This window comes from Microbacterium sp. 1.5R (assembly GCF_007667425.1).
In the GTDB taxonomy this organism is placed as follows: Bacteria; Actinomycetota; Actinomycetes; order Actinomycetales; family Microbacteriaceae; genus Microbacterium.
The window spans coordinates 538,437-557,024 of the sequence record NZ_VDRC01000001.1; the positions used below are offsets into that span (position 1 = coordinate 538,437).

Below are 18,588 nucleotides of genomic sequence, written 5' to 3' on the forward strand. Positions count from 1 at the left end.
TCTCTCACCCAGTGATGTCCTGCACCACGCCTCTCGCGAGACGCAGCCGCCTCGTCGCACGCCGGGCCACCGCGGAGTCGTGCGTGACGACGATCATCGTGATCCCCCCGGCGCACAGGCGCTCGAGCAGGGCCAGGATCTCGTCTCGCATGCTCTCGTCGAGGTTGCCGGTCGGCTCGTCGGCCAACAGCACCCGTGGCCTCTTCACGATCGCCCTGGCGATCGCCACACGCTGCTGCTGCCCTCCGGAGAGCTCCGACGGCAGGTGGTCGCCCCTGTCGTCGAGCCCGACCTGTGCGAGAGCTTCAGAGACACGGGCTGCGCGCTCGGCGCGACCGAGGAGTCCCGGCTCGAGCGCCATGTTCACGTTCTCCGCCGCAGTGAGCGTCGGGATCAGGTTGAACCCCTGGAACACGAATCCGATGTCCTCGGCGCGGACCCGGTTCAGCTCTCGCGCAGACGCCGAGGCCAGCTCCATCTCGCCGAGCATCAGCGAACCGGACGACGGCCTGTCGAGCGCCCCCAGCATCTGCAGCAGCGTGGACTTGCCTCCTCCCGTCGGCCCCTGGATGGTGACGAACTCCCCGCGACCGATGGTGAGGTCGACCCCGGTGAGCGCCTTCACCGTCCGGCCCTTCTGCGCGTAGGTGCGGGTGACGTTCTCGGCGCGGTAGATCGGCGCGGCGGAACCCGTACCGTCGGCCGTTCGCGCGATGTCTGCGATTGTCATGGTGATCTCTCCTCGAGTGTGAAGTGGTGTCGCACGTCCGTCAGGCGACGGATCGCAGGGCTTCGGCCGGGCTAAGACGCGCCGCGCGCCATCCTCCGAAGGCACCGGCGACGAGGCCGCCCAGCACCGCGAGGCCGACCGCCGCGACGATGATCCAGGGGGTGAACGGCGCCTGGAGGACGATGTCTGCGGCCTGCTGGCTCTGGAACATCCCTCCGCCTCCGCCCGGGCCGCCGCCCATTCCGCCGCCCGGGCCGCCGCCCCCCTCTCCGCCGGCGGTCGCCGCGACCGTCGGCTTCACGATGTTGATGACGAAGATCCCCGCGACGCCGAGCAGCAGACCGACGGCACCGCCGATCAGTCCCTGCACCATCGACTCTCCGGCGACCTGACGGACGACTCGCCCGTTCGACCAGCCGATGGCCTTCAACGTGCCGAATTCGCGGGTGCGGCGTGAGACCCCGGACAGAGTGAGCAGCACCGAGAGCAGAACCGCTACTGCGAGCACGATGATCGACAGCCAGGTGCCGAGGTTCGTGATCAGCGAGGTCGCGCTCGAGAGCGAGCCGGAGACGGTGGACGCGAGCTCGGACTGCGACGTGACCGTCGCGTCTGGCAGTTCGTCGGCGAGAGCGGCTTGCACGGCGTCGATCGCCGACGCGGATTCCGCCTGCACGTACACCGTCGAGATCACCTCCCCTGCGCCGGAGAGCTGCTGCGCCGTGCCGAGCGGCAGGTAGACGTTGGCGGCGGTGTCGGCGGCGTCGGAGGTCGATTTGACGATGCCGACCACCTCGACGTCGGAGCCGGCGACGTCGATCGTGTCGCCGACGGCGATCTCGTTCGTCGTCGCATAGGTCGCGTCGAGCACCGCGACGAGCGAACCCGAATCGTCTGCATCGAGCGCTCGCCCGTCGCTGACCTCCACTGAAGCAAGCGGCCCCACGGACGTCACCGCGGGATCGACGCCGAGCACGGTGAACGAGTCCACGCCGAACGACCCGCCGCCTGCGCCGTCGGCCCCGCCCTGCGGAGGAGCCTGGCCCTCGGCCGGTCCGTCTGCGCCGGTCGTGCCGTCCCGCTGCCCGAATCCGCCGCTGGGGAGCTCGCCAGAGAAGGTCGAGTTCGTGAGGCTGAGGGCGGCGGATGCCGCGGTCACACCCTCGGTCGAGGTCACTGCGTCGAGCACCGAGGCGTCGAGCGTGCCTCGCATGAAGTCCGTCATCAGGGTCGACTGACTCAACGTCGTCGTATCCCCGTCGGTCGCGCCGTCCTCCGAACCGAAGTCGAAGCGCTGGCCGCCTCCCTCCCCCGGCTCCGCGGCCGCTCCGGTCACCGTGAGGTCGGTCCCGATGCCGTAGACCGATTCCAGGGCCTGGGTCTGCGCATCGCGCACGCCGGCGGTGAGGGCGTTCACGACGATCACGAGCGCGATGGCTATCGCCAGCCCGATCGCCACGATCATCGTCTGCTTCTTGCGACCCGCCAGCTCTCGCCGCAGATATCTCCCGTACATGTGTCTCCTTCTGTCGCGCCGATCGCGAGCCGATCACGACGCTAGGGAGCGGACTTTGGCGGGATCGAAGGAGCAGTGATGAGGAGGCTATGGATACGGATGTCTCAGCCAACGCATAGCGCTCTCCATAGAAATCGCATAGGAGATTCCGCAGAATGAATCCATGAGCTCCGACCTGCCCGACCTGCGCCGTCCCGACGGCTCCCCTCTGCGCATCCTCGCCGTCGACGACGAGCAGATGCTCACCGACCTGCTGGCGATGGCCCTGCGCATGGAGGGCTGGGAGGTGCGCACGGCATCCTCCGGACTCGAAGCCCTGCAAGTGGCGCGGGAGTTCGAGCCGGATGCCCTCGTGCTCGACATCATGATGCCTGACCTCGACGGGATGTCGGTGCTGCGTCGTCTCCGCGAAGCCGGGAACCTCGTGCCGGTGCTCTTCCTCACCGCGAAGGATGCCGTGGGCGACCGCGTCGCAGGTCTCACCGCCGGCGGCGACGACTACGTCACCAAGCCGTTCAGCCTGGAGGAGGTCATCGCCCGGCTCCGCGCGATCATCCGCCGCACCGGCCACGCCACAGCCGACGACGGCCAGTCGATCCTCCGCGTCGCCGACCTCTCGCTCAACGAGGACAGCCACGAGGTCGTGCGAGACGGCACCGAGATCGAGTTGACCGCCACGGAGTTCGAGCTGCTGCGCTTCCTCATGCGCAACGAGCGACGGGTGCTGTCGAAGGCGCAGATCCTCGACCGCGTGTGGAGCTACGACTTCGGCGGCAAGTCGTCGGTCGTCGAGCTCTACATCTCGTACCTCCGCAAGAAGATCGACGCGGGTCGCACTCCCCTGCTGCACACTGTGCGCGGCGTCGGCTACATGATCAAGGCGCCTCAGTGAGCACTCCCCGACTCGCGGCCCGGCCGATGAGCCTGCAGACCCGGCTCATGACGGCCGTGATCGGGTTCGTGTCGCTCATCCTCGTGATCGTCGCCATCATCACGAGCGCGATCCTCGGCCGAACGCTCGAAGGGCAGCTCGACCAGAAGATCGAGCAGTACGCCGGCCAGCTGACGTACCTCGTCAACAAATTCCCCTCGAACATCGGCACGGCAGCCGACATCTTCGCGAGCACCACCTCGCCCGAGCCCGGCCTGCTCGTGGCGGTGTCGAATCAGGCCGGCGCCACCGGGGTCATTTTGAACAGCCCTCGGGACGAGATGAGCACCGGGCCGGCCATGCTGAGCTCGAGGCAGCTCGCCCAGCTGGAATCGGGGCTGGACGGCGAATCGAACGCGACGGTCTCGATCGACGGTCTGGGGTCGTACCGCCTCGTCGTGGCGACCGCACCGCAGACCGGTGCGACGGTGGTGACGGGGCTGCCGCGCGATGAGATCCAGAACCAGCTGACCACCCTCCTGACGGTGATCGTGCTCGCGACCATCGGCGGGCTCATCCTGCTCGCCCTCACGACGGCCATCACGATCCGCGTGAGTCTGCGACCGCTGCGCGCCGTCGCCGCCACCGCCACCCGGGTGGCGAATCAGCAGCTCGACCGCGGCCAGGTCGAGATCACGGAGCGGGTCCCGGCGTACGAGGCGGATCCGCGCACCGAGACCGGTCTCGTGGGCGCGGCGCTGAACAAGCTGCTCGATCACGTCAACACCTCGCTGGCAGCCCGCCAGAAGAACGAGGAGCAGATGCGGCGGTTCGTCGCAGACGCGAGTCACGAGCTGCGGACGCCGCTCGCCAGCATCCGCGGGTACTCCGAGCTGTCGCTCAAGGCTCTCAGCCAGCAGCAGGGCCCCGTGGTGATCGAGAGCACCACGACGTCTCTCGAGCGCATCCAGGCGCAGTCGCTGCGCATGACGCGTCTCGTCGAGGACCTCCTCCTTCTCGCGCGGCTCGACGAGGGGCGCGAACTCGTGCACGGCACGATCGACCTCGCGCAGCTGGCGCTGGAGGGTCTGTCGGATGCGCGTCCGACGGCCCCCGACCATCACTGGAACATCGAGGTGCCCGCTGAGCCGCTCGTGGTCGTGGGCGACTCGGGGCGCATGCACCAGGTGATCGCGAATCTGCTGGCGAACGCTCGCACCCATACGCCGGCCGGCACCCACATCACCCTGCGTGTGGGTCGGGAGGGCGACGAGGCCGTGCTGCGTGTGCACGACGACGGTCCCGGCATCGACCCGAGCGTGCGCGACGAGCTCTTCGCCCGATTCGCCCGAGCCGACACGTCACGCGCCAGGCAGACCGGAGGCACCGGGCTCGGACTCGCGATCGCCAAGGCGATCGTCGAGGGGCACGGCGGCCGGATCACGGTCGATAGCGCACCGGGCGACACGACGTTCTCGGTGAGGATCCCGACGCACCGGGACGCTCCGGAGAGAGACGCCGCCTCGAGTCAGTAGCCGGCGAAGGCGTCGGTCGTCAGCGACCTGGCGCTCCGCAGGGCCGGAGCGAGGTCGGCGATCAGTCGCGGCGGACCCGAGATGAAAGCATGTCGCGAACCGAGATCCGGCACCCACTGCGCGAGCCCTGCGCCGTCGAGTCGTGCTCCGTGCGCCCAACTCCACTGCGCGGGCAGGTCGGCGGGCTCGTCGCGCGTGAAGACGATGACACGCGCGCCGGTGGCGGCGAGCTCGTCGCGGAACGCCAGCTCGCTGCTGTCCGCCGCGACGTAGACCAGCACGACATCGCGCTGCGCTCCGGACTGCTGGAGTTGACGGAGCTGGGAGACGAACGGGGTGACACCGATGCCCGCAGCGACCATGAGCACGGGCGCCTCCGAGCGCGGGAGAACGAAATCACCCCAGGTACCCGTGACGGCGAGCGTCGCTCCGGGCTGGGCGTCGGCGAGAGCGCGCTTGTAGGTCGATGGACGTCTCTGATCGCCGTGCTTGTACGCGATGCGCAGCACGGGCAGATCCGCGGGCGCCGACACGATGCTGAACTCGCGTCGCGTGCCGCGGGCGTCGGGTGTGCGGTGCGGCACATCCAGCTCGAGGTACTGCCCCGGCAGGAAGCGCACCTTCCCCCGCGCTCGGAAGGTGAGTTCCTGCGCGGTGGGCGTGAGTGACCTCCGCTGCTCGAGCACCAGGCGCACCGACCCCCGGAGGGCGAACGCGAAGGCGAGCAGGTTGCCGATCAGCAGCGCCCTCTCCTGCCCCAGCGTGAACAGAGAGCCGATGGCGATCGGCCACCCTGCCAGCACACCGACGAGCGCCGCGACCGAGAACTGCTGCCACCGACGCGGCGGCATGGTCAGGGGTTCGGACAGCATGAACGCCCCGAGGAACAGGAACGGCGACTGCAGCACGGCGAACGACAGCGCAGCTCCGAGGTCGAAGGCGAGCGCGAACTCCTGAGCCTGCACCGCCTGACGCAGCACCGAGACGGCGATGGCGATGACGAGGAACGCGAGGACGATGCGCACCTTCTCGGTGCGCCACAGCACCGCCAGCCCGAGGATCGCCACCGGGATGAAGAGCGACGGGGTGCCCACCCACCAGGACGACGAAGTGCCCAGCCACTCGAAGGCGCCGAAAGCGCCCAGGATCGACACGACGGATGCCCCGAACGCCGCGGGGTTGAGGATGTGGCGTCCACGCCACACGATGAGGTACTTCGACAGGCTGGCGAGCGCACCGGCGATCGCGAGCCCCAGCAGAGCGGTGCCCTCAATCCCCGGACGCAGCACGAACAGCAGGATGAGCGCCGAGATCAGGGACGACTCGATGCGCCAGGGCAGCCGCAGCACGCGCTGCGCGAGGGCGTCCACCGCCGAGATGACCACCGCCAGCACCACGAAGGATGCGAGGATCTCGAGCGGCGTCGGCGACACGATCACTCCGAGCGCGGAGAGCAGGATCGCGATGAGCGCGAGCGCGAGCAGGGCGAACAGCACGAGACGGTACATCGAGATGCCGCCGAGGAAGGCCAGCACGCGCTGGCGCAGAGCGGTCGCGGAAGTGATCACGGTGCTTCTCTTTTCTGGTCGTCGATGAAGGGAAGGGCGGCGCCTTCACGCCCTGACGGTGAACAGTTCGGCGGGGCAGCCGGCCGAGCGCTGTGCACGTCCGTCGGTCGACATCCGCACCCACTCCACGCCCCACTCGTCGGCGAGCTCTGGCCCGCCGTCGAAGAAGAGGGCGGTGGCGACGGCATCCGCTCTCATGGCGTCCGACGCCATCGCCCACGTCGCCGCCCAGGTGCGCACGGGGACTCCGGTGCGGGCATCGAGGACGTGGTGCAGCCCGTCGCCCCATGCGCGACGGTTCACCGCCGACGCGCACAGCGCAGCATCCTGCAGTTCGACGATGCCGATCGCCGCGGTGGGGTCGTAGGGGTGCTCGAGGCCGACCCGCACGACCGCTCCCCTGGTCCGCATGTCGCCACCGGCATCGACGACGAGGTCACCGGGCACGTCCGACAGCACGTCCGTCACGAGGTCGACGAGGCGACCCTTGCCGAGTGCGCCGACGTCGAGCAGGGCGGGAGCGGATGCCGTGACCTCGCCCCGCGTCCATCGGACGGTGTTCCGCCACTGCGACGGCGCCGCGATCGGCGGTCCGGCCGTCAGCGAATAGGCGGCGTCGTAGCCGAGCGACACGAGGCTGTCGGCGACGAGCGGATTGACGGCGCCACCGGTCGCCGCCGAGACGTCGCGGTACGCATCGAGCATCGGTCCCGCGTCGGACGAGAGCAGCGAGCCGCCCTCTCTACCCAGGCGAGCGACCGCCGAATCGGCGCGGAATCGCGACCATTCGCGATCGAAGCGGTCGATCTCCGCGCTCACCGCACGCCGTTGGGTGCCATCGAGGTCATGCCCGGTCTCGATCTCCCACCGGGTCCCGATCGCCTCGAAGCGCCAGATCGCCATGGCGGGTCAGGCGCCTCAGGCGGCCGCCTGCTCCTTGATCGACTCGACGGCCTGGTTGAAGCCGCCGCTGGTGAGCGACGATCCGGCGACACGGCTCACCGAGATGTCATCGAGCGACTTGCCCACGACCTCGTCCGAGATGCCGTCGATGAACTGCCCCTGGTACTGCTCGCTCTCACGGGCCTTGGGGTCGCCGGTCACCTCGACGCTCTCGACCACACCGTCGGCGATCGTCAGCGACACCGAGATCGACTCGACGGTCTCGGGCGTCTGATACGAGCCCTCGGCCTCGTAGGTGCCGTCCTTGTACTCGCCGCCCGTGGCGGCCGAGTCGGACGACGACGTGCTGCCGTCGTCGCCGGTGGACGGCGTCTGCGCGTCACTCGTGCCGGAGCACCCGGCGAGGACGAGGAGCCCGGCGACGCCGAGAAGTGCGGAACCCTTGCGGACAGTGGTCGGTACGGTCGTGCGGATCATGATGGTCCTCCGGCTCTGTTCGAGACAACTGCATGTCGTTGAATCGACCGTAGGGATGCGTCCTATGCGCCGGCTGTGCCGTGACGCTGGATGTCCTACGCGTCGCCGCCGAACATGCTCGTGACCGATCCGTCCTCGAAGACCTCGCGGATGGCGCGGGCGAGCAGCGGAGCGATCGGGAGGATTGTGAGCTTCTCCCAGCGACGCGACTCCGTCAGCGGGATCGTGTCGGTGATGACGACCTCGTCGATCGACGCGTCCTGGAGGCGCTCGGACGCGGGATCGCTGAAGATCGCGTGCGTGGCCGCCACGATCACCCGGTGCGCACCGTTGGCCTTGAGCGCCTGCGCCGCCTTCACGATCGTGCCGCCTGTGTCGATCATGTCGTCGACGAGGAGGCAGGTGCGCCCGGCGACCGCACCGACGATCTCGTGCACCGAGACCTGGTTGGCGACCTTGGGGTCACGGCGCTTGTGGATGATGGCGAGCGGCGCACCCAGGCTGTCGGACCATGTGTCGGCGACCCGCACACGGCCCATGTCGGGCGAGACGACCGTGAGGATCTCGCGGTCCTCGGGGCTGAGCGTGCGCTGGAAGTGATCGAGCAGCACGGGCTTCGCGAACAGGTGGTCGACGGGGCCGTCGAAGAAGCCCTGGATCTGCGCCGCGTGCAGGTCGACGCTCATGACGCGGTCGGCGCCCGCCGTCTTCAGCAGGTCGGCGACGAGACGAGCGCTGATCGGCTCGCGACCGCGGCCCTTCTTGTCCTGACGCGAATACGGATAGTACGGCGCGACGACGGTGATGCGCTTCGCCGACGCGCGCTTGGCCGCGTCGATCATGATGAGCGTCTCCATGAGCCACTCGTTGACGGGCTCGCCGAACGTCTGGATGAGGAAGAGGTCGCATCCGCGGATGGACACCTCGAAGCGGGCGTAGATCTCGCCCGAGGCGAAGGTGCGGTGCTCGACCGGCGCGATCTCGGTGCCGAGAGCCGCGGCGACGGCCGCCGTCAACTCAGGGTGCGAGCGGCCTCCCGCGACGACGAGCCGCTTCTTGGTCTTCGCGACGAGTCCCGGCGCGATGCCGTTGTCGCGATCCAGATCGACCGTCTTCTTCTTGCGCGCCATCAGTCCGCCTACTCCGCCGTCCGTGCCCGGGCAGCGGCATCCGCCGCACCCGTGCCTGCCCTGTTGTTCTCGACCCAGCCCTCGATGTTGCGCTGAGGGGCGACGCTCATGGCGAGGGCACCGGCCGGGACGTCCTTGCGGACGACGGCACCGGCACCCGTCTTGGCGCCAGCACCCAGCCTAACGGGCGCGACGAGGGTCGTGTGCGACCCGGTGTGCACCTCGTCCTCGACCACGGTGCGGTGCTTGTCGACGTCGTCGTAGTTCGCGGTGATGGTGCTCGCGCCGAGGTTCACGCCGCGACCGATCGTGGCGTCGCCGACGTACGACAGGTGCGGAACCTTGCTCCCGTCGCCGATCTCCGCGTTCTTCGTCTCGACGTACGCGCCGATCTTGCCCTTCGCTCCGAGCACGGTGTTGGGCCGCAGGAACGAGAACGGTCCGACCGTCGCCCCGGCGCCGATCACAGCGAGCGTGGCGTCGCTGCGGCGCACGACAGCGTCCTCCCCCACCTCGCAGTCGACGAGTGTGGTGTCGGGTCCGATGATCGCACCGGCGCCGATCTTCGTCGCACGCAGGATCTGCGTGTGCGGCAGGATCGTGACGTCCGGAGCGAGGGTCGCGTCATCGTCGATCCAGGTCGTCGCCGGGTCGACGACGGTGACGCCCTCCAGCTGCCACCGCCGCACGATGCGCTCGTTCAGCAGTCGCCCGACCAGCGCAAGCTGCGCGCGATCGTTGACGCCGAAGGTCACGGACACGTCGGAGACGACGGATGCCGAGACCCGGTCACCGGCGGCACGGAGCAGGCCGGGGACGTCCGTGAGGTACATCTCCCCCTGCGCGTTCTCGACACCCACCTGCGGGAGGTAACGACGGAGCACCTCGGCGCGGAAGACGTACATCCCCGCGTTGATCTCGCGCACGGCCGCCTCGTCGGCGGTCGCGTCCTTCTGCTCGACGATGCGGTCGACCCCGCCCTCGGCGTCGCGGATCACTCGGCCGTAGCCCGTCGGGTCGTCGACGACCGCGGTCATCAGGGTGGCCGCGGCCCCGGCATCCCGATGCTCGGCGAGGAACGCCCCGAGCGTGTCCGCGTCCGCAAGCGGGCAGTCGCCGGAGAGCACGAGGACGTCTCCGTCGAAATCGGGGATGGCGTCGATCGCCACCTGCACCGCACGGCCCGTTCCCGGCACGTCGTCCTGATCGATGAAGACGGCGTCAGGGTAGTCCTCGCGCAGAGCCTCGACCACCTGGTCGCGCTCGTGGCGCACGACGACCTCGACGTGGTCGGCCGAGAGCCGCGCGGCGGTCGTCAGCACGTGTCCGACGAGGGGCCTGCCGCCGATGGCGTGCAGCACCTTCGGGAGGCGCGACTTCATGCGGGTGCCCTGGCCTGCGGCGAGGACGATGATCGCGAGGTTGTTGCCGGTCATGCTCCGCCGCCAGGACTCGAACCTAGACCTCACAGCTCCAAAGGCTGTCGTGCTGCCATTACACCACGGCGGACCGCGGCGCCTCGGGGGCGGCCGCCCGTCAAGTCTGCCACGTCCGTCCGTGTGCGAGCGGCGATAGCGGTGCGCCCCGCGATAATGGACGGATGAGCCAGGCGGATGAAGTCGATCGCATCGTCGGCGCCTGGAACACCCAGCGCCCCGACCTGGACTTCTCGCCCCTCGAGGTGCTGTCGCGCGTCGACCGGCTCACCCGCCTCCTCGACCGCGCGCGGCGCGATGTGTTCCGGCGGAGCGATCTCGAGCCGTGGGAGTGGGACGTGCTCTCGGCACTGCGCCGCGCGGGCGCGCCGTTCCAGCTCTCCCCCAAGCAGCTGCTGCAGCAGACACTCGTCTCCAGCGGCACGATGACCAACCGCATCGACCGTCTCGTCGGGCGGCGATTCGTCAGACGAGAGGCGGATCCTGCAGACGGCCGCAGCGTACTGGTCACGCTCACTGACGACGGACGCATCCGAGTGGATGCCGCGATCACCCGCCTCGTCGATGTCGAGGCCGACCTGCTGCAGGGCCTCTCGCGCGGTGACCGCGAACGCCTCGCCGCGCTGCTGCGCAAACTGAGCCTCAGCTTCGACACCTGACTTCCCGGTGCCTGACGCGCTGCTGCCGGTCGGGGCCGCGTCGGCCCCGACCGGCGCCGCGTCAGATCGCCCGGTCGACGACGACCGCCACCTTGCCGGTCGCGCGGCCCGTCTCCACCCGCTCCTCGGCTGCGGCCAGCTGGTCGAGGGGGAAGCTCGAGTCGAGGTGCACGGTCACCTTCCCGGCCTCCGCGAGCGTCGCGATCTCGGTGAGCTCTGCGCCGTCGGCATGCACGAGGATGCGCTGCACCGGCGTCGCGCCCCAGTCCGACAGCTGCGCGCTCTGCGCCGCGGTGAGGCCGGTGATCGTGATGACGGAGGTACCCTGCTGCACGGCGCCACGCGGCGGGAGGGTGCCGTCGACCGTGACGATCACCGCGTCCACCGGCGCGATCGCAGCGAGAGCTTTCCCGTCGCGGTAGTCGACGACCTCTGTCGCTCCCCACGAGCGCAGCAGTTCGTGCTTCGCCGGGCTGCCGGTGGTGACGACCTCGGCACCGCGGGCGACGGCGAGCTGAATCGCGAGGTGGCCGACGCCGCCTGCGCCGCCCAGGACGAGGACGCGCTGCCCGTCGCTCACACCGGCGGCATCCAGAGCCTGCCACGCGGTGAGGACGGCGAGCGGCGCGGCGCCCGCCTGGGCCGTCGACCAGGTCGAGGGGATCGGAGCGAGGTCGGCGGCGGAGACGACGGCGTATTCGGCCAGCGTGTGTGCGGCGTCGGGGAACGCGGCGAGCGCGTGCACCCGGTCGCCTCGTTCCCAGTCGGCGACGTCGGCGCCGACCTCGGCGACCACTCCGGCCACATCCCATCCGGGGCGGTCGGTGTAGCGGATGACGCCGAAGTCGTGCGCCGCCGCCCTGATCTTCACGTCGACCGGATTGAGCCCGGCTGCGCCGACCCTGAGCAGGACCTCGCCGGGGCCGGGTGTCGGGGTGTCAGTCTCGACGATCGAGATGACGTCGGCGGCGGAGCCGGGGCCTGAGTACTTCGCTGAACGCACGGGAACTGCCTCTCTTGTCTGCGGATCATCTGATCGCAGGTCTCAGCTTGCCCTCCGCGTCGGGGCACCACCAGTGACCCGAAGGACAACATGTGTCACGATAGAGCCATGCATCGAATCGCCGTCGTCGCCCTCCCCGGCGTCTTCCCCTACGAGCTCGGCGTACCCGCCCGTTTCTTCCGCGCCGCACAGCGCGACGGCGAGGCGCTGTACTCCGTCACCACCTGCACCCTCGACGGCCTCCCCGTCGAGACGAACGCCGACTTCGCGATCACGCCCGGCGCCGACCGGACGATCCTCGAGACCGCCGACACCATCATCGTTCCGCCCTGGAGCGCCGCCGAGACCGCCGGCGACCCGATCGGCCTCGCCCAGTACGCCGACCGGCGCATCGTGAGCTTCTGCACCGGGGCTTTCACGCTCGCTGCCGCCGGCCTGCTCGACGGCAAGGAGGCGACGACGCACTGGTGCGCCTCCGACGAGTTCGCCCGCCGCTTCCCCCTCGTGCGGCTGCGCGAGGACGAGCTCTTCGTCGACGAAGGATCCGTGCTCACGGCGGCCGGCGCATCGGCCGCCGTAGACGCGACGATGCACCTCATCTCGAACGACCACGGCGCAGCGGTCGCAGCCACGGTCGCCCAGGCGACCCTCGCCGCACCGCACCGGGGCGGAGGTCAGCGCCAGTTCATCGCGCGCCCGCCTGTGCCGCAGACACCCGCCGGGTCAGCCGGCGACATCCAGGCCTGGCTCCTCGCACACATCGAGGAGCCGCTGTCGCTGGCAGCGGTCGCAGCGAGTTTCGGCATGAGCGTCCGCACTCTCACCCGGCGGTTCCGCAGCGAGACGGGTCGCACGGTGGGCGACTGGTTCGCCGACGCGCGCGTGGACCGCGCCAGGGAGCTCCTGGAGACCACCGACCTGCTGATCGACGACGTGGCGCTGCGTTCGGGATTCGCCACCTCCGCCGCTCTCCGCAAGCATTTCCGCGAACGTCTGGGGCTCGCACCCCAGCAGTACCGGTCGCGGTTCGCGCGCGCCGCGTAGGCTGAGTCGAATGGGCATGCTCTCCCCTCTCCCCATGCGCGACGGCGTCGGAGCGACCCGGCTCCACGTGCCCCTGACCGGGGAATGGCCCACGGTCGCGGCGTACATGATCGATCGGTTCTTCCATCTCGACCCGGAACGGCTGCTGATGCGGTTCGATCGGGGCGACATCGTGTCGCGCGACGGGAGGCCGCTCACCCGCCACACGCCGCTCGGAGCGGAGGAGTTCGTCTGGTACTACCGCGAGCCGCCGGAGGAGCGCGACATCCCGTTCGCGATCGAGGTGCTGCATCAGGACGCCGACCTCATCGTGATCGACAAGCCGCACTTCCTCCCGACCACCCCCGGCGGCAAGTTCGTGCAGAACTCTGCGCTCGTGCGACTGCGCAATCTGCTCGACATCCCGGAGCTGACGCCGATCCACCGGCTCGATCGGGCCACGGCCGGCCTGCTCATGTTCTCGGCACGGCCGGCGACCCGCGGGGCCTACCAGCTGATGTTCGAGAACCGCGAGGTGCAGAAGACGTACGAAGCGGTGTCCGCCCGCCCTGCGGGGTGGGATCAGGACGCCGGGCGCTTCCCCCTGGTATACCGCAACCACATCGTGAAGCCGCGCGCCCAGCTGTGCGTGGAGGTCGTTCCCGACCGCGAACCGAACGCGGAGACCCTGATCGAGATCCAGGATGTCGACGAGAGCGTCGTCCATACCCTGCTGCGACCGCACAGCGGCAAGATGCATCAGCTGCGGGTGCATCTCGCGGCAATCGGGCTCGGCATCCTGCACGATCGGTTCTACCCCGAGCTGCTGCCGGAGACCCCCGACGACTTCGACCGGCCGCTGCAGCTGCTCGCCCGCGAGTTGCGCTTCGTCGATCCCGTGAGCGGTGTCACGCGGGAGTTCGCCACGCGGCGCTCGCTCGCCTTCGCGCCGGGCGCCCCTGAGCGCGCCGGCGCGAACGCTCGCGCCGGCGCGAACGCTCGCGCCGGCGCGAACGCGGTCAGCGACGCATGATCTTGCGCGCGAGGCGCGTGCCCAGCAGCTGCACGAGGTGCACGAAGACGACGATGAGGATGATCGCCGCCCACATCACGACCGGCTCGAACTGACGGAAACCGTAGACCTGCGCGAAGGCTCCGAGACCGCCGCCGCCGATGAGTCCGGCCATGGCCGTCATGTCGATCAGGGCGACGACGATGAACGTGTAGCCGAGGATGAGCGGGCCGAGCGACTCGGGGATCGCGACGGTGAAGAGGATGCGCAGCGGGCTCGCGCCCATCGCACGCGCGGCCTCGATCACGCCCGGCGACACCGAGATGAGGTGCTGCTCGACGATGCGACCGATCGCGAACGCGGCGGCGATGCCGATGAGGAAGGCGCCGGCCGTCGTGCCGATGCCGGTACCGACCACGGCACGCGCGAACGGCTGGGCGACCGCGACGAAGAGCACGAACGGGATCGGGCGGAAGAAGTTCACGGCGAGGTTGGCGACGGCCGACACCGCGGCGTTCTGCATCAGGCCGCCGGGGCGGGTGACGTAGAGCACGACGCCGATCACGAGACCCAGCACCCCGCCGAGCACCAGCGCGAACGTGGTCATGTAGAGCGTCTCGAGCGCGGCGGACCAGAACTCCGGGCCCAGTTCGATCAGCCGATCCATCAGCGGGCCTCCTCTCCGGCGAGCTCGGTCACTTCGACTCGTTCGCCGATCGTCGCCAGAGCGCGGTCGATGGCGGGGGCGTCTCCGCGGATCGCAAGGGTCAGGTGCCCGAACGCGCGACCGCGGATGTCGTTGATGCCGCCGTACACGAGCTCAAAGTCGAGACCGGCAGCGGCGAGGTCGAGGAAGACCTGCGCCTGCGAGGAGTCGCCGTCGCGGAAAGAGAACGTGACGATGCGTCCCTGGTGCCGCTCGCGCAGCACCGCCAGCTCGGCGGGCGACGGGATGCCCTTGACCACCGTCCCGACGAAACGCTGGGATGCGGGGTTCTGCGGGGCCGAGAAGACGTCGAACACGTCCCCCTGCTCGATGACCCGGCCGCGTTCCATCACGGCGACCTTCGTGGCGATGGTCTGGATGACGTCCATCTCGTGCGTGATGACGACGATCGTGACACCCTGCTCGCGGTTCACGCGCTTCAGCAGATCGAGCACCTCGTGCGTCGTCTGCGGATCGAGGGCGCTCGTCGCCTCGTCGGCCAGCAGGATCGACGGCTTGGTGGCGAGGGCGCGGGCGATGCCGACGCGCTGCTTCTGACCACCCGAGAGCTGCTCGGGATACGCCTTGGCCTTGTCGGAGAGTCCGACGAAGGACAGCAGCTCGGTGACGCGCTCCTCGATGTCGACCTTCGACCACCCCGCCAGCTTCAGGGGGTAGGCGATGTTCGCCTTCACAGAACGCGACGAGAACAGGTTGAACTGCTGGAAGATCATGCCGATGCCGCCGCGGACCTTGCGCAGCGCGCTCTCCGACAGCGTCGTGATGTCGACCCCGTCGACGAGGATCGTGCCTGCTGTGGCCGGCTCAAGGGCGTTGATGAGTCGCACGAGCGTCGACTTGCCTGCGCCCGAGTACCCGATGATCCCGAAGACGTCGCCCTTCTCGATGTCGAGGGTGACGCCGTCGACCGCGACGATCTCAGCGTCACGGGAGGTACGGGAGGGGTAGGCCTTCGACACGTCGGTCAGGCTCACGATCGGCATGGGTGCTCCGGTGGTGGGTGGGTGGCGGAACGGCGAATCGGGTGACGCGCGTGGCGCCACCCGATTCTCTCGCATCAACCAGGGGTGGGTCACACCCCTGGCCGACTCACTTCTGTGCTTCGGTGTCCTTCTCGACCTTGTCGAGGGAGGCGACGAGGTCTTCCACAGGCGTCTGCAGCGGCACCGCGGTGTCGCCGGAGGACTCGAGAAGGCCGGCCTGCACGTCTTCGTTCGTCTGGAAGATCTCGACCAGCTTGAGGTACGTCTCGTTGTCGGCGTCCTCGGCGCGCGCAGCGAAGATGTTCACGTACGGCAGCGCGTTCGGGTCCTCCGGGTCGTCCTGCGCGATCGCGTCGTCGAACGTCAGACCCGCGTCCTGGACGAAGTCGTTGTTGATGACCGCAGCGGCGACGTCGGGCAGAGACGTCGGGATGAGCGCCGCCTCGAGCGCGGTGACCTTGACCTTGGACTTCGCCGTGTCGACGTCAGCGAGGTCGGAGAAGATCGACCCGCCGCTCTTCAGCTCGACGAGACCCGCCGACTGGAGCACGAGCAGCGCACGAGCCTGGTTCGACGCGTCGTCAGGAACGGCCACGGTCTCACCCTCGGGGATGCTGTCCACGTCGTCGTACTTCTTCGAGTACAGACCGAGGGGGTAGATCGCGGTGGAGCCGATGGGCTCGAGGTCCGACCCCGAGCTGACGTTGTAGTTCGCCAGGTACACGATGTGCTGGAACTGGTTGAGGTCGATCTCGCCCTCCTTGAGCGCCGGGTTCGGCTGCTCGTAGGAGCCGAAGTCGACCAGCTCGACCGTGATGCCCTCGTCGGCGGCTGCCTCGACGAACGGCGCCCACTGCGGGTCGCCCTTGCCGACGACGCCGATCTTGACGGTCTCGTCGCCCCCGGAGTCACCGCCGGATCCGGCGTCGGAAGTCGCGGTCGCGCAGCCCGAGAGGGCGACGAACAGCGGAACCGCGGCGAGCGCGGCGATCAGGGAAGTGGTGCGGCGTGACATGGAGTGTGGATTCCTCTCTTGGGGGACTCGAGTACGTTAGGCAGCCGCAGTCGCCACCCGAGAATCGAGTGTCACAGAGCGTCACAGCGGTATATCGGAGCTACGCCTCCGAGCGTCGCGACGCGTCAGTCGAACTCCTCGATGCCCTGCAGACGCACCTGCTCGAGGTCGAGGCGGGCCGAGATGCGGCGCACCACGAGGTCGTCGACCCTCCCCGAGCGGCGGAGCCCGAGCAGCACCTCACGCTTGCGGTCGATGAGGGCGAGCTTGAGGCGCGTGTGCTCGTCATGGCGCACGAGCGGAGACCGCTGCATGATGTCGACGTCGGGCGACGTGGCGATCATCTGCAGCGTCCTGACCTCTCCCGCGGCGACCTCCGCGGTGTCGCCGTCGACCGGAGTCTCCCCGTCGGCGACCGCCGCGTTCATGCCGGACGGGGAATCCGCTCCCCCGATCGCGGTGACCACGCGGGCGCCGCCCGTGCCGCCACCGCCCGTGCCACCGCTCACACCGAGCGGGTCCGGCTCGTCGAGCATCTCGTCGAGGGCGCGCGCCTCGGCATCCACGATCGCCTGCTCTCTGGCGAGCGCGCGCGCATTCGAGAACTCGAGCATTTGGTAGCCCTCCGCGCGCACCCTGTCGCGGATCTCCTGCCCGACGCCGTGCTCGGCCGCGAGGTCGTCGAGAGCGGCGAGGGCTGCGCCCGAGATGGTGCGCTCGGCGAGCTCGTACTCCTCGTCCTCCGCGTGGTCGACGGGGAACCGTGCCCACCGCACGATCGCGGGAAGAAGCGGCGCCTGCACGAGGAGGCTGAGGAGGATCACGCCGGCCGTGACGAAGACGATCTGATCGCGTCCGGCGAGCTCGCCGCCCGTCGCGCTCGCCGCAGGGACGGACAGGGCGATCGCGAGAGACACCGCGCCGCGCATCCCGGCGACTGTCGAGACCGCGCGCGCCCGGGAGCGGGATCCGCGCGTCCGGCCGCCTGCTGGCTGTCGCTGGAACACGGCGTTGAGCAGCTGGAAGACGTAGCGCACGACGAGGAGGGTGACCCACACGGCGAGCGTGACGAGCACGAGGCGTCCGATCGCGGCCGCGGAGATCTCGTGCGCGACGAACTGCACCTCGAGCCCGATCAGCACGAACAGGGCGCCGTTGAGCAGGAACACCCCGAACGGCCACGCGGCATCGGCCTGGCGGCGGGAGGATGCCGTCGTCACCCGCGGCGAGACGTAGGCGACGATCAGACCCGCGACCACGACGGCGAGCACTCCGGACGCATGGACGATCTCGGCGAGCAGGAACGAGGTGAACGGGACGAGCAGCAGGGTCACGTTGATCACGACGGTGCGGGAGGTGCGCCTGAGCAGCAGGTATCCGAGAGCGGCGACGACCACACCCGCGGCGATGCCGCCGACGTACGACACGAGCACCGAAAGGGTGACGGACCACGGCGTGATGTTGCCGCCCATCGCCAACGACACCGCGATGGCGTAGAGCACGAGCGCGGTGCCGTCGTTGGTGAGGCTCTCCGCCTTGAGCTTCATGAACATGCGGCGCGGGAGCAGGCGGCCGAGGGCCGCGACCGCGGTGGCATCAGGAGGGGCGACCGCGGCGCCGAGGATGAGGGCGATCTCCCACGGCATCCCGAACAGCACGCCGATGCCGGCGACGGCGAAGGCGGATGCGACGACGAGCAGCGTGCTCATCGGGAGGATGTAGCGGAAGTCGCGGCGGATCGAGCGCAGCGAGGTCGTCAGGCTCTCCCAGAACAGCATCACCGGGAGGAACAGCAGCAGCACGGTCTCCGGCGGCAGCTGGATCTCCCGCAGCTGCGGGACGAACCCCAGCGCGAGACCGAAGATGACGAGGACGAGCGGCAGAGCGAGGCGTATACGGGGAGCGAGCAGCGCTCCGACGAGGATCGTGAGTCCGATGAGGACGGTTACTTCGAGGCCTTCCATCCCTACCTCCCAACGCGGATGAGAGAAGGATATTCC

17 protein-coding genes and 1 tRNA gene are annotated in these 18,588 nt (G+C 69.4%); 5 read left to right on the plus strand and 13 right to left on the minus strand.

The window, feature by feature from the left end; translation table 11 throughout:
* Positions 1 to 4: 4 nt before the first annotated feature.
* Together FSY98_RS02670 and FSY98_RS02675 are read right to left on the minus strand one after the other, a co-directional pair.
* A complete protein-coding gene (locus tag FSY98_RS02670; RefSeq protein ID WP_186307525.1) occupies positions 5 to 730 on the minus strand; it encodes an ABC transporter ATP-binding protein in 726 nt (241 codons plus the stop codon).
* A 40-nt stretch (positions 731 to 770) separates the two neighbouring features.
* Positions 771 to 2,246, minus strand: coding sequence for an ABC transporter permease (locus FSY98_RS02675; RefSeq protein ID WP_144873740.1), 1,476 nt, complete (start codon positions 2,244 to 2,246; stop codon positions 771 to 773).
* A 163-nt stretch (positions 2,247 to 2,409) separates the two neighbouring features.
* On the opposite strand from FSY98_RS02675, the gene FSY98_RS02680 reads away from it, so the two are divergent.
* Together FSY98_RS02680 and FSY98_RS02685 are read left to right on the plus strand one after the other, a co-directional pair.
* Positions 2,410 to 3,138: a response regulator transcription factor gene (locus FSY98_RS02680; RefSeq protein ID WP_144873742.1), complete on the plus strand. Its 729-nt coding sequence runs from the start codon at positions 2,410 to 2,412 to the stop codon at positions 3,136 to 3,138.
* Between the two features lie 26 nt (positions 3,139 to 3,164).
* Positions 3,165 to 4,652, plus strand: a complete 1,488-nt coding sequence (locus FSY98_RS02685) for an ATP-binding protein (RefSeq protein ID WP_144876573.1) — start codon at positions 3,165 to 3,167, stop codon at positions 4,650 to 4,652.
* On the opposite strand, the gene FSY98_RS02690 is transcribed toward FSY98_RS02685, so the two are convergent.
* From FSY98_RS02690 to FSY98_RS02715, 6 genes are all read right to left on the minus strand, one after another.
* Positions 4,646 to 6,220: an FAD-dependent oxidoreductase gene (locus FSY98_RS02690; protein ID WP_144873744.1), complete on the minus strand. Its 1,575-nt coding sequence runs from the start codon at positions 6,218 to 6,220 to the stop codon at positions 4,646 to 4,648. The genes FSY98_RS02685 and FSY98_RS02690 overlap by 7 nt on opposite strands.
* A gap of 45 nt (positions 6,221 to 6,265) precedes the next feature.
* Complete coding sequence (locus tag FSY98_RS02695) at positions 6,266 to 7,123, minus strand: FAD:protein FMN transferase (RefSeq protein WP_144873746.1); 858 nt, start codon at positions 7,121 to 7,123, stop codon at positions 6,266 to 6,268.
* Between the two features lie 15 nt (positions 7,124 to 7,138).
* Positions 7,139 to 7,600, minus strand: a complete 462-nt coding sequence (locus FSY98_RS02700; RefSeq protein ID WP_144873748.1) for a hypothetical protein — start codon at positions 7,598 to 7,600, stop codon at positions 7,139 to 7,141.
* A 95-nt stretch (positions 7,601 to 7,695) separates the two neighbouring features.
* On the minus strand, positions 7,696 to 8,730 hold the full coding sequence (locus tag FSY98_RS02705) for a ribose-phosphate diphosphokinase (RefSeq protein WP_144873750.1): 1,035 nt from the start codon (positions 8,728 to 8,730) through the stop codon (positions 7,696 to 7,698).
* An 8-nt stretch (positions 8,731 to 8,738) separates the two neighbouring features.
* Positions 8,739 to 10,166 carry a bifunctional UDP-N-acetylglucosamine diphosphorylase/glucosamine-1-phosphate N-acetyltransferase GlmU gene (gene glmU / locus FSY98_RS02710; protein WP_144873752.1) on the minus strand — a complete coding sequence of 476 codons (1,428 nt, stop codon included), beginning with the start codon at positions 10,164 to 10,166 and terminating at the stop codon, positions 8,739 to 8,741.
* A 1-nt stretch (position 10,167) separates the two neighbouring features.
* Positions 10,168 to 10,239, minus strand: a tRNA-Gln gene (locus FSY98_RS02715).
* 91 nt (positions 10,240 to 10,330) lie between these two features.
* On the opposite strand from FSY98_RS02715, the gene FSY98_RS02720 reads away from it, so the two are divergent.
* The gene (locus FSY98_RS02720; RefSeq protein ID WP_144873755.1) at positions 10,331 to 10,825 is read left to right on the plus strand and encodes a MarR family winged helix-turn-helix transcriptional regulator; all 495 of its coding nucleotides are present in this window, start codon (positions 10,331 to 10,333) and stop codon (positions 10,823 to 10,825) included.
* A 61-nt stretch (positions 10,826 to 10,886) separates the two neighbouring features.
* Here the strand turns inward: FSY98_RS02720 and FSY98_RS02725 are convergent, their stop codons facing one another.
* Positions 10,887 to 11,828: an NADP-dependent oxidoreductase gene (locus tag FSY98_RS02725; RefSeq protein ID WP_144873757.1), complete on the minus strand. Its 942-nt coding sequence runs from the start codon at positions 11,826 to 11,828 to the stop codon at positions 10,887 to 10,889.
* 108 nt (positions 11,829 to 11,936) lie between these two features.
* Between FSY98_RS02725 and FSY98_RS02730 the strand changes: the two genes are divergently transcribed.
* Positions 11,937 to 12,872, plus strand: a complete 936-nt coding sequence (locus tag FSY98_RS02730; protein ID WP_144873758.1) for a GlxA family transcriptional regulator — start codon at positions 11,937 to 11,939, stop codon at positions 12,870 to 12,872.
* A gap of 10 nt (positions 12,873 to 12,882) precedes the next feature.
* Positions 12,883 to 13,884, plus strand: a complete 1,002-nt coding sequence (locus FSY98_RS02735; protein ID WP_144873760.1) for a pseudouridine synthase — start codon at positions 12,883 to 12,885, stop codon at positions 13,882 to 13,884.
* On the opposite strand, the gene FSY98_RS02740 is transcribed toward FSY98_RS02735, so the two are convergent.
* From FSY98_RS02740 to FSY98_RS02755, 4 genes are all read right to left on the minus strand, one after another.
* Positions 13,871 to 14,530, minus strand: coding sequence for a methionine ABC transporter permease (locus tag FSY98_RS02740; protein ID WP_144873762.1), 660 nt, complete (start codon positions 14,528 to 14,530; stop codon positions 13,871 to 13,873). The genes FSY98_RS02735 and FSY98_RS02740 overlap by 14 nt on opposite strands.
* Positions 14,530 to 15,573 (minus strand): methionine ABC transporter ATP-binding protein, encoded by a 1,044-nt coding sequence (locus FSY98_RS02745; protein WP_144873764.1) that lies wholly within the window; start codon positions 15,571 to 15,573, stop codon positions 14,530 to 14,532. Before FSY98_RS02745 ends, FSY98_RS02740 begins: the two co-directional genes overlap by 1 nt.
* Positions 15,574 to 15,679: 106 nt before the next feature.
* Complete coding sequence (locus FSY98_RS02750; protein ID WP_144873766.1) at positions 15,680 to 16,588, minus strand: MetQ/NlpA family ABC transporter substrate-binding protein; 909 nt, start codon at positions 16,586 to 16,588, stop codon at positions 15,680 to 15,682.
* A gap of 125 nt (positions 16,589 to 16,713) precedes the next feature.
* Entirely contained in the window at positions 16,714 to 18,552 is a 1,839-nt protein-coding gene (locus FSY98_RS02755; protein WP_144873768.1) for a Na+/H+ antiporter, read from the minus strand.
* Positions 18,553 to 18,588 lie beyond the last annotated feature (36 nt).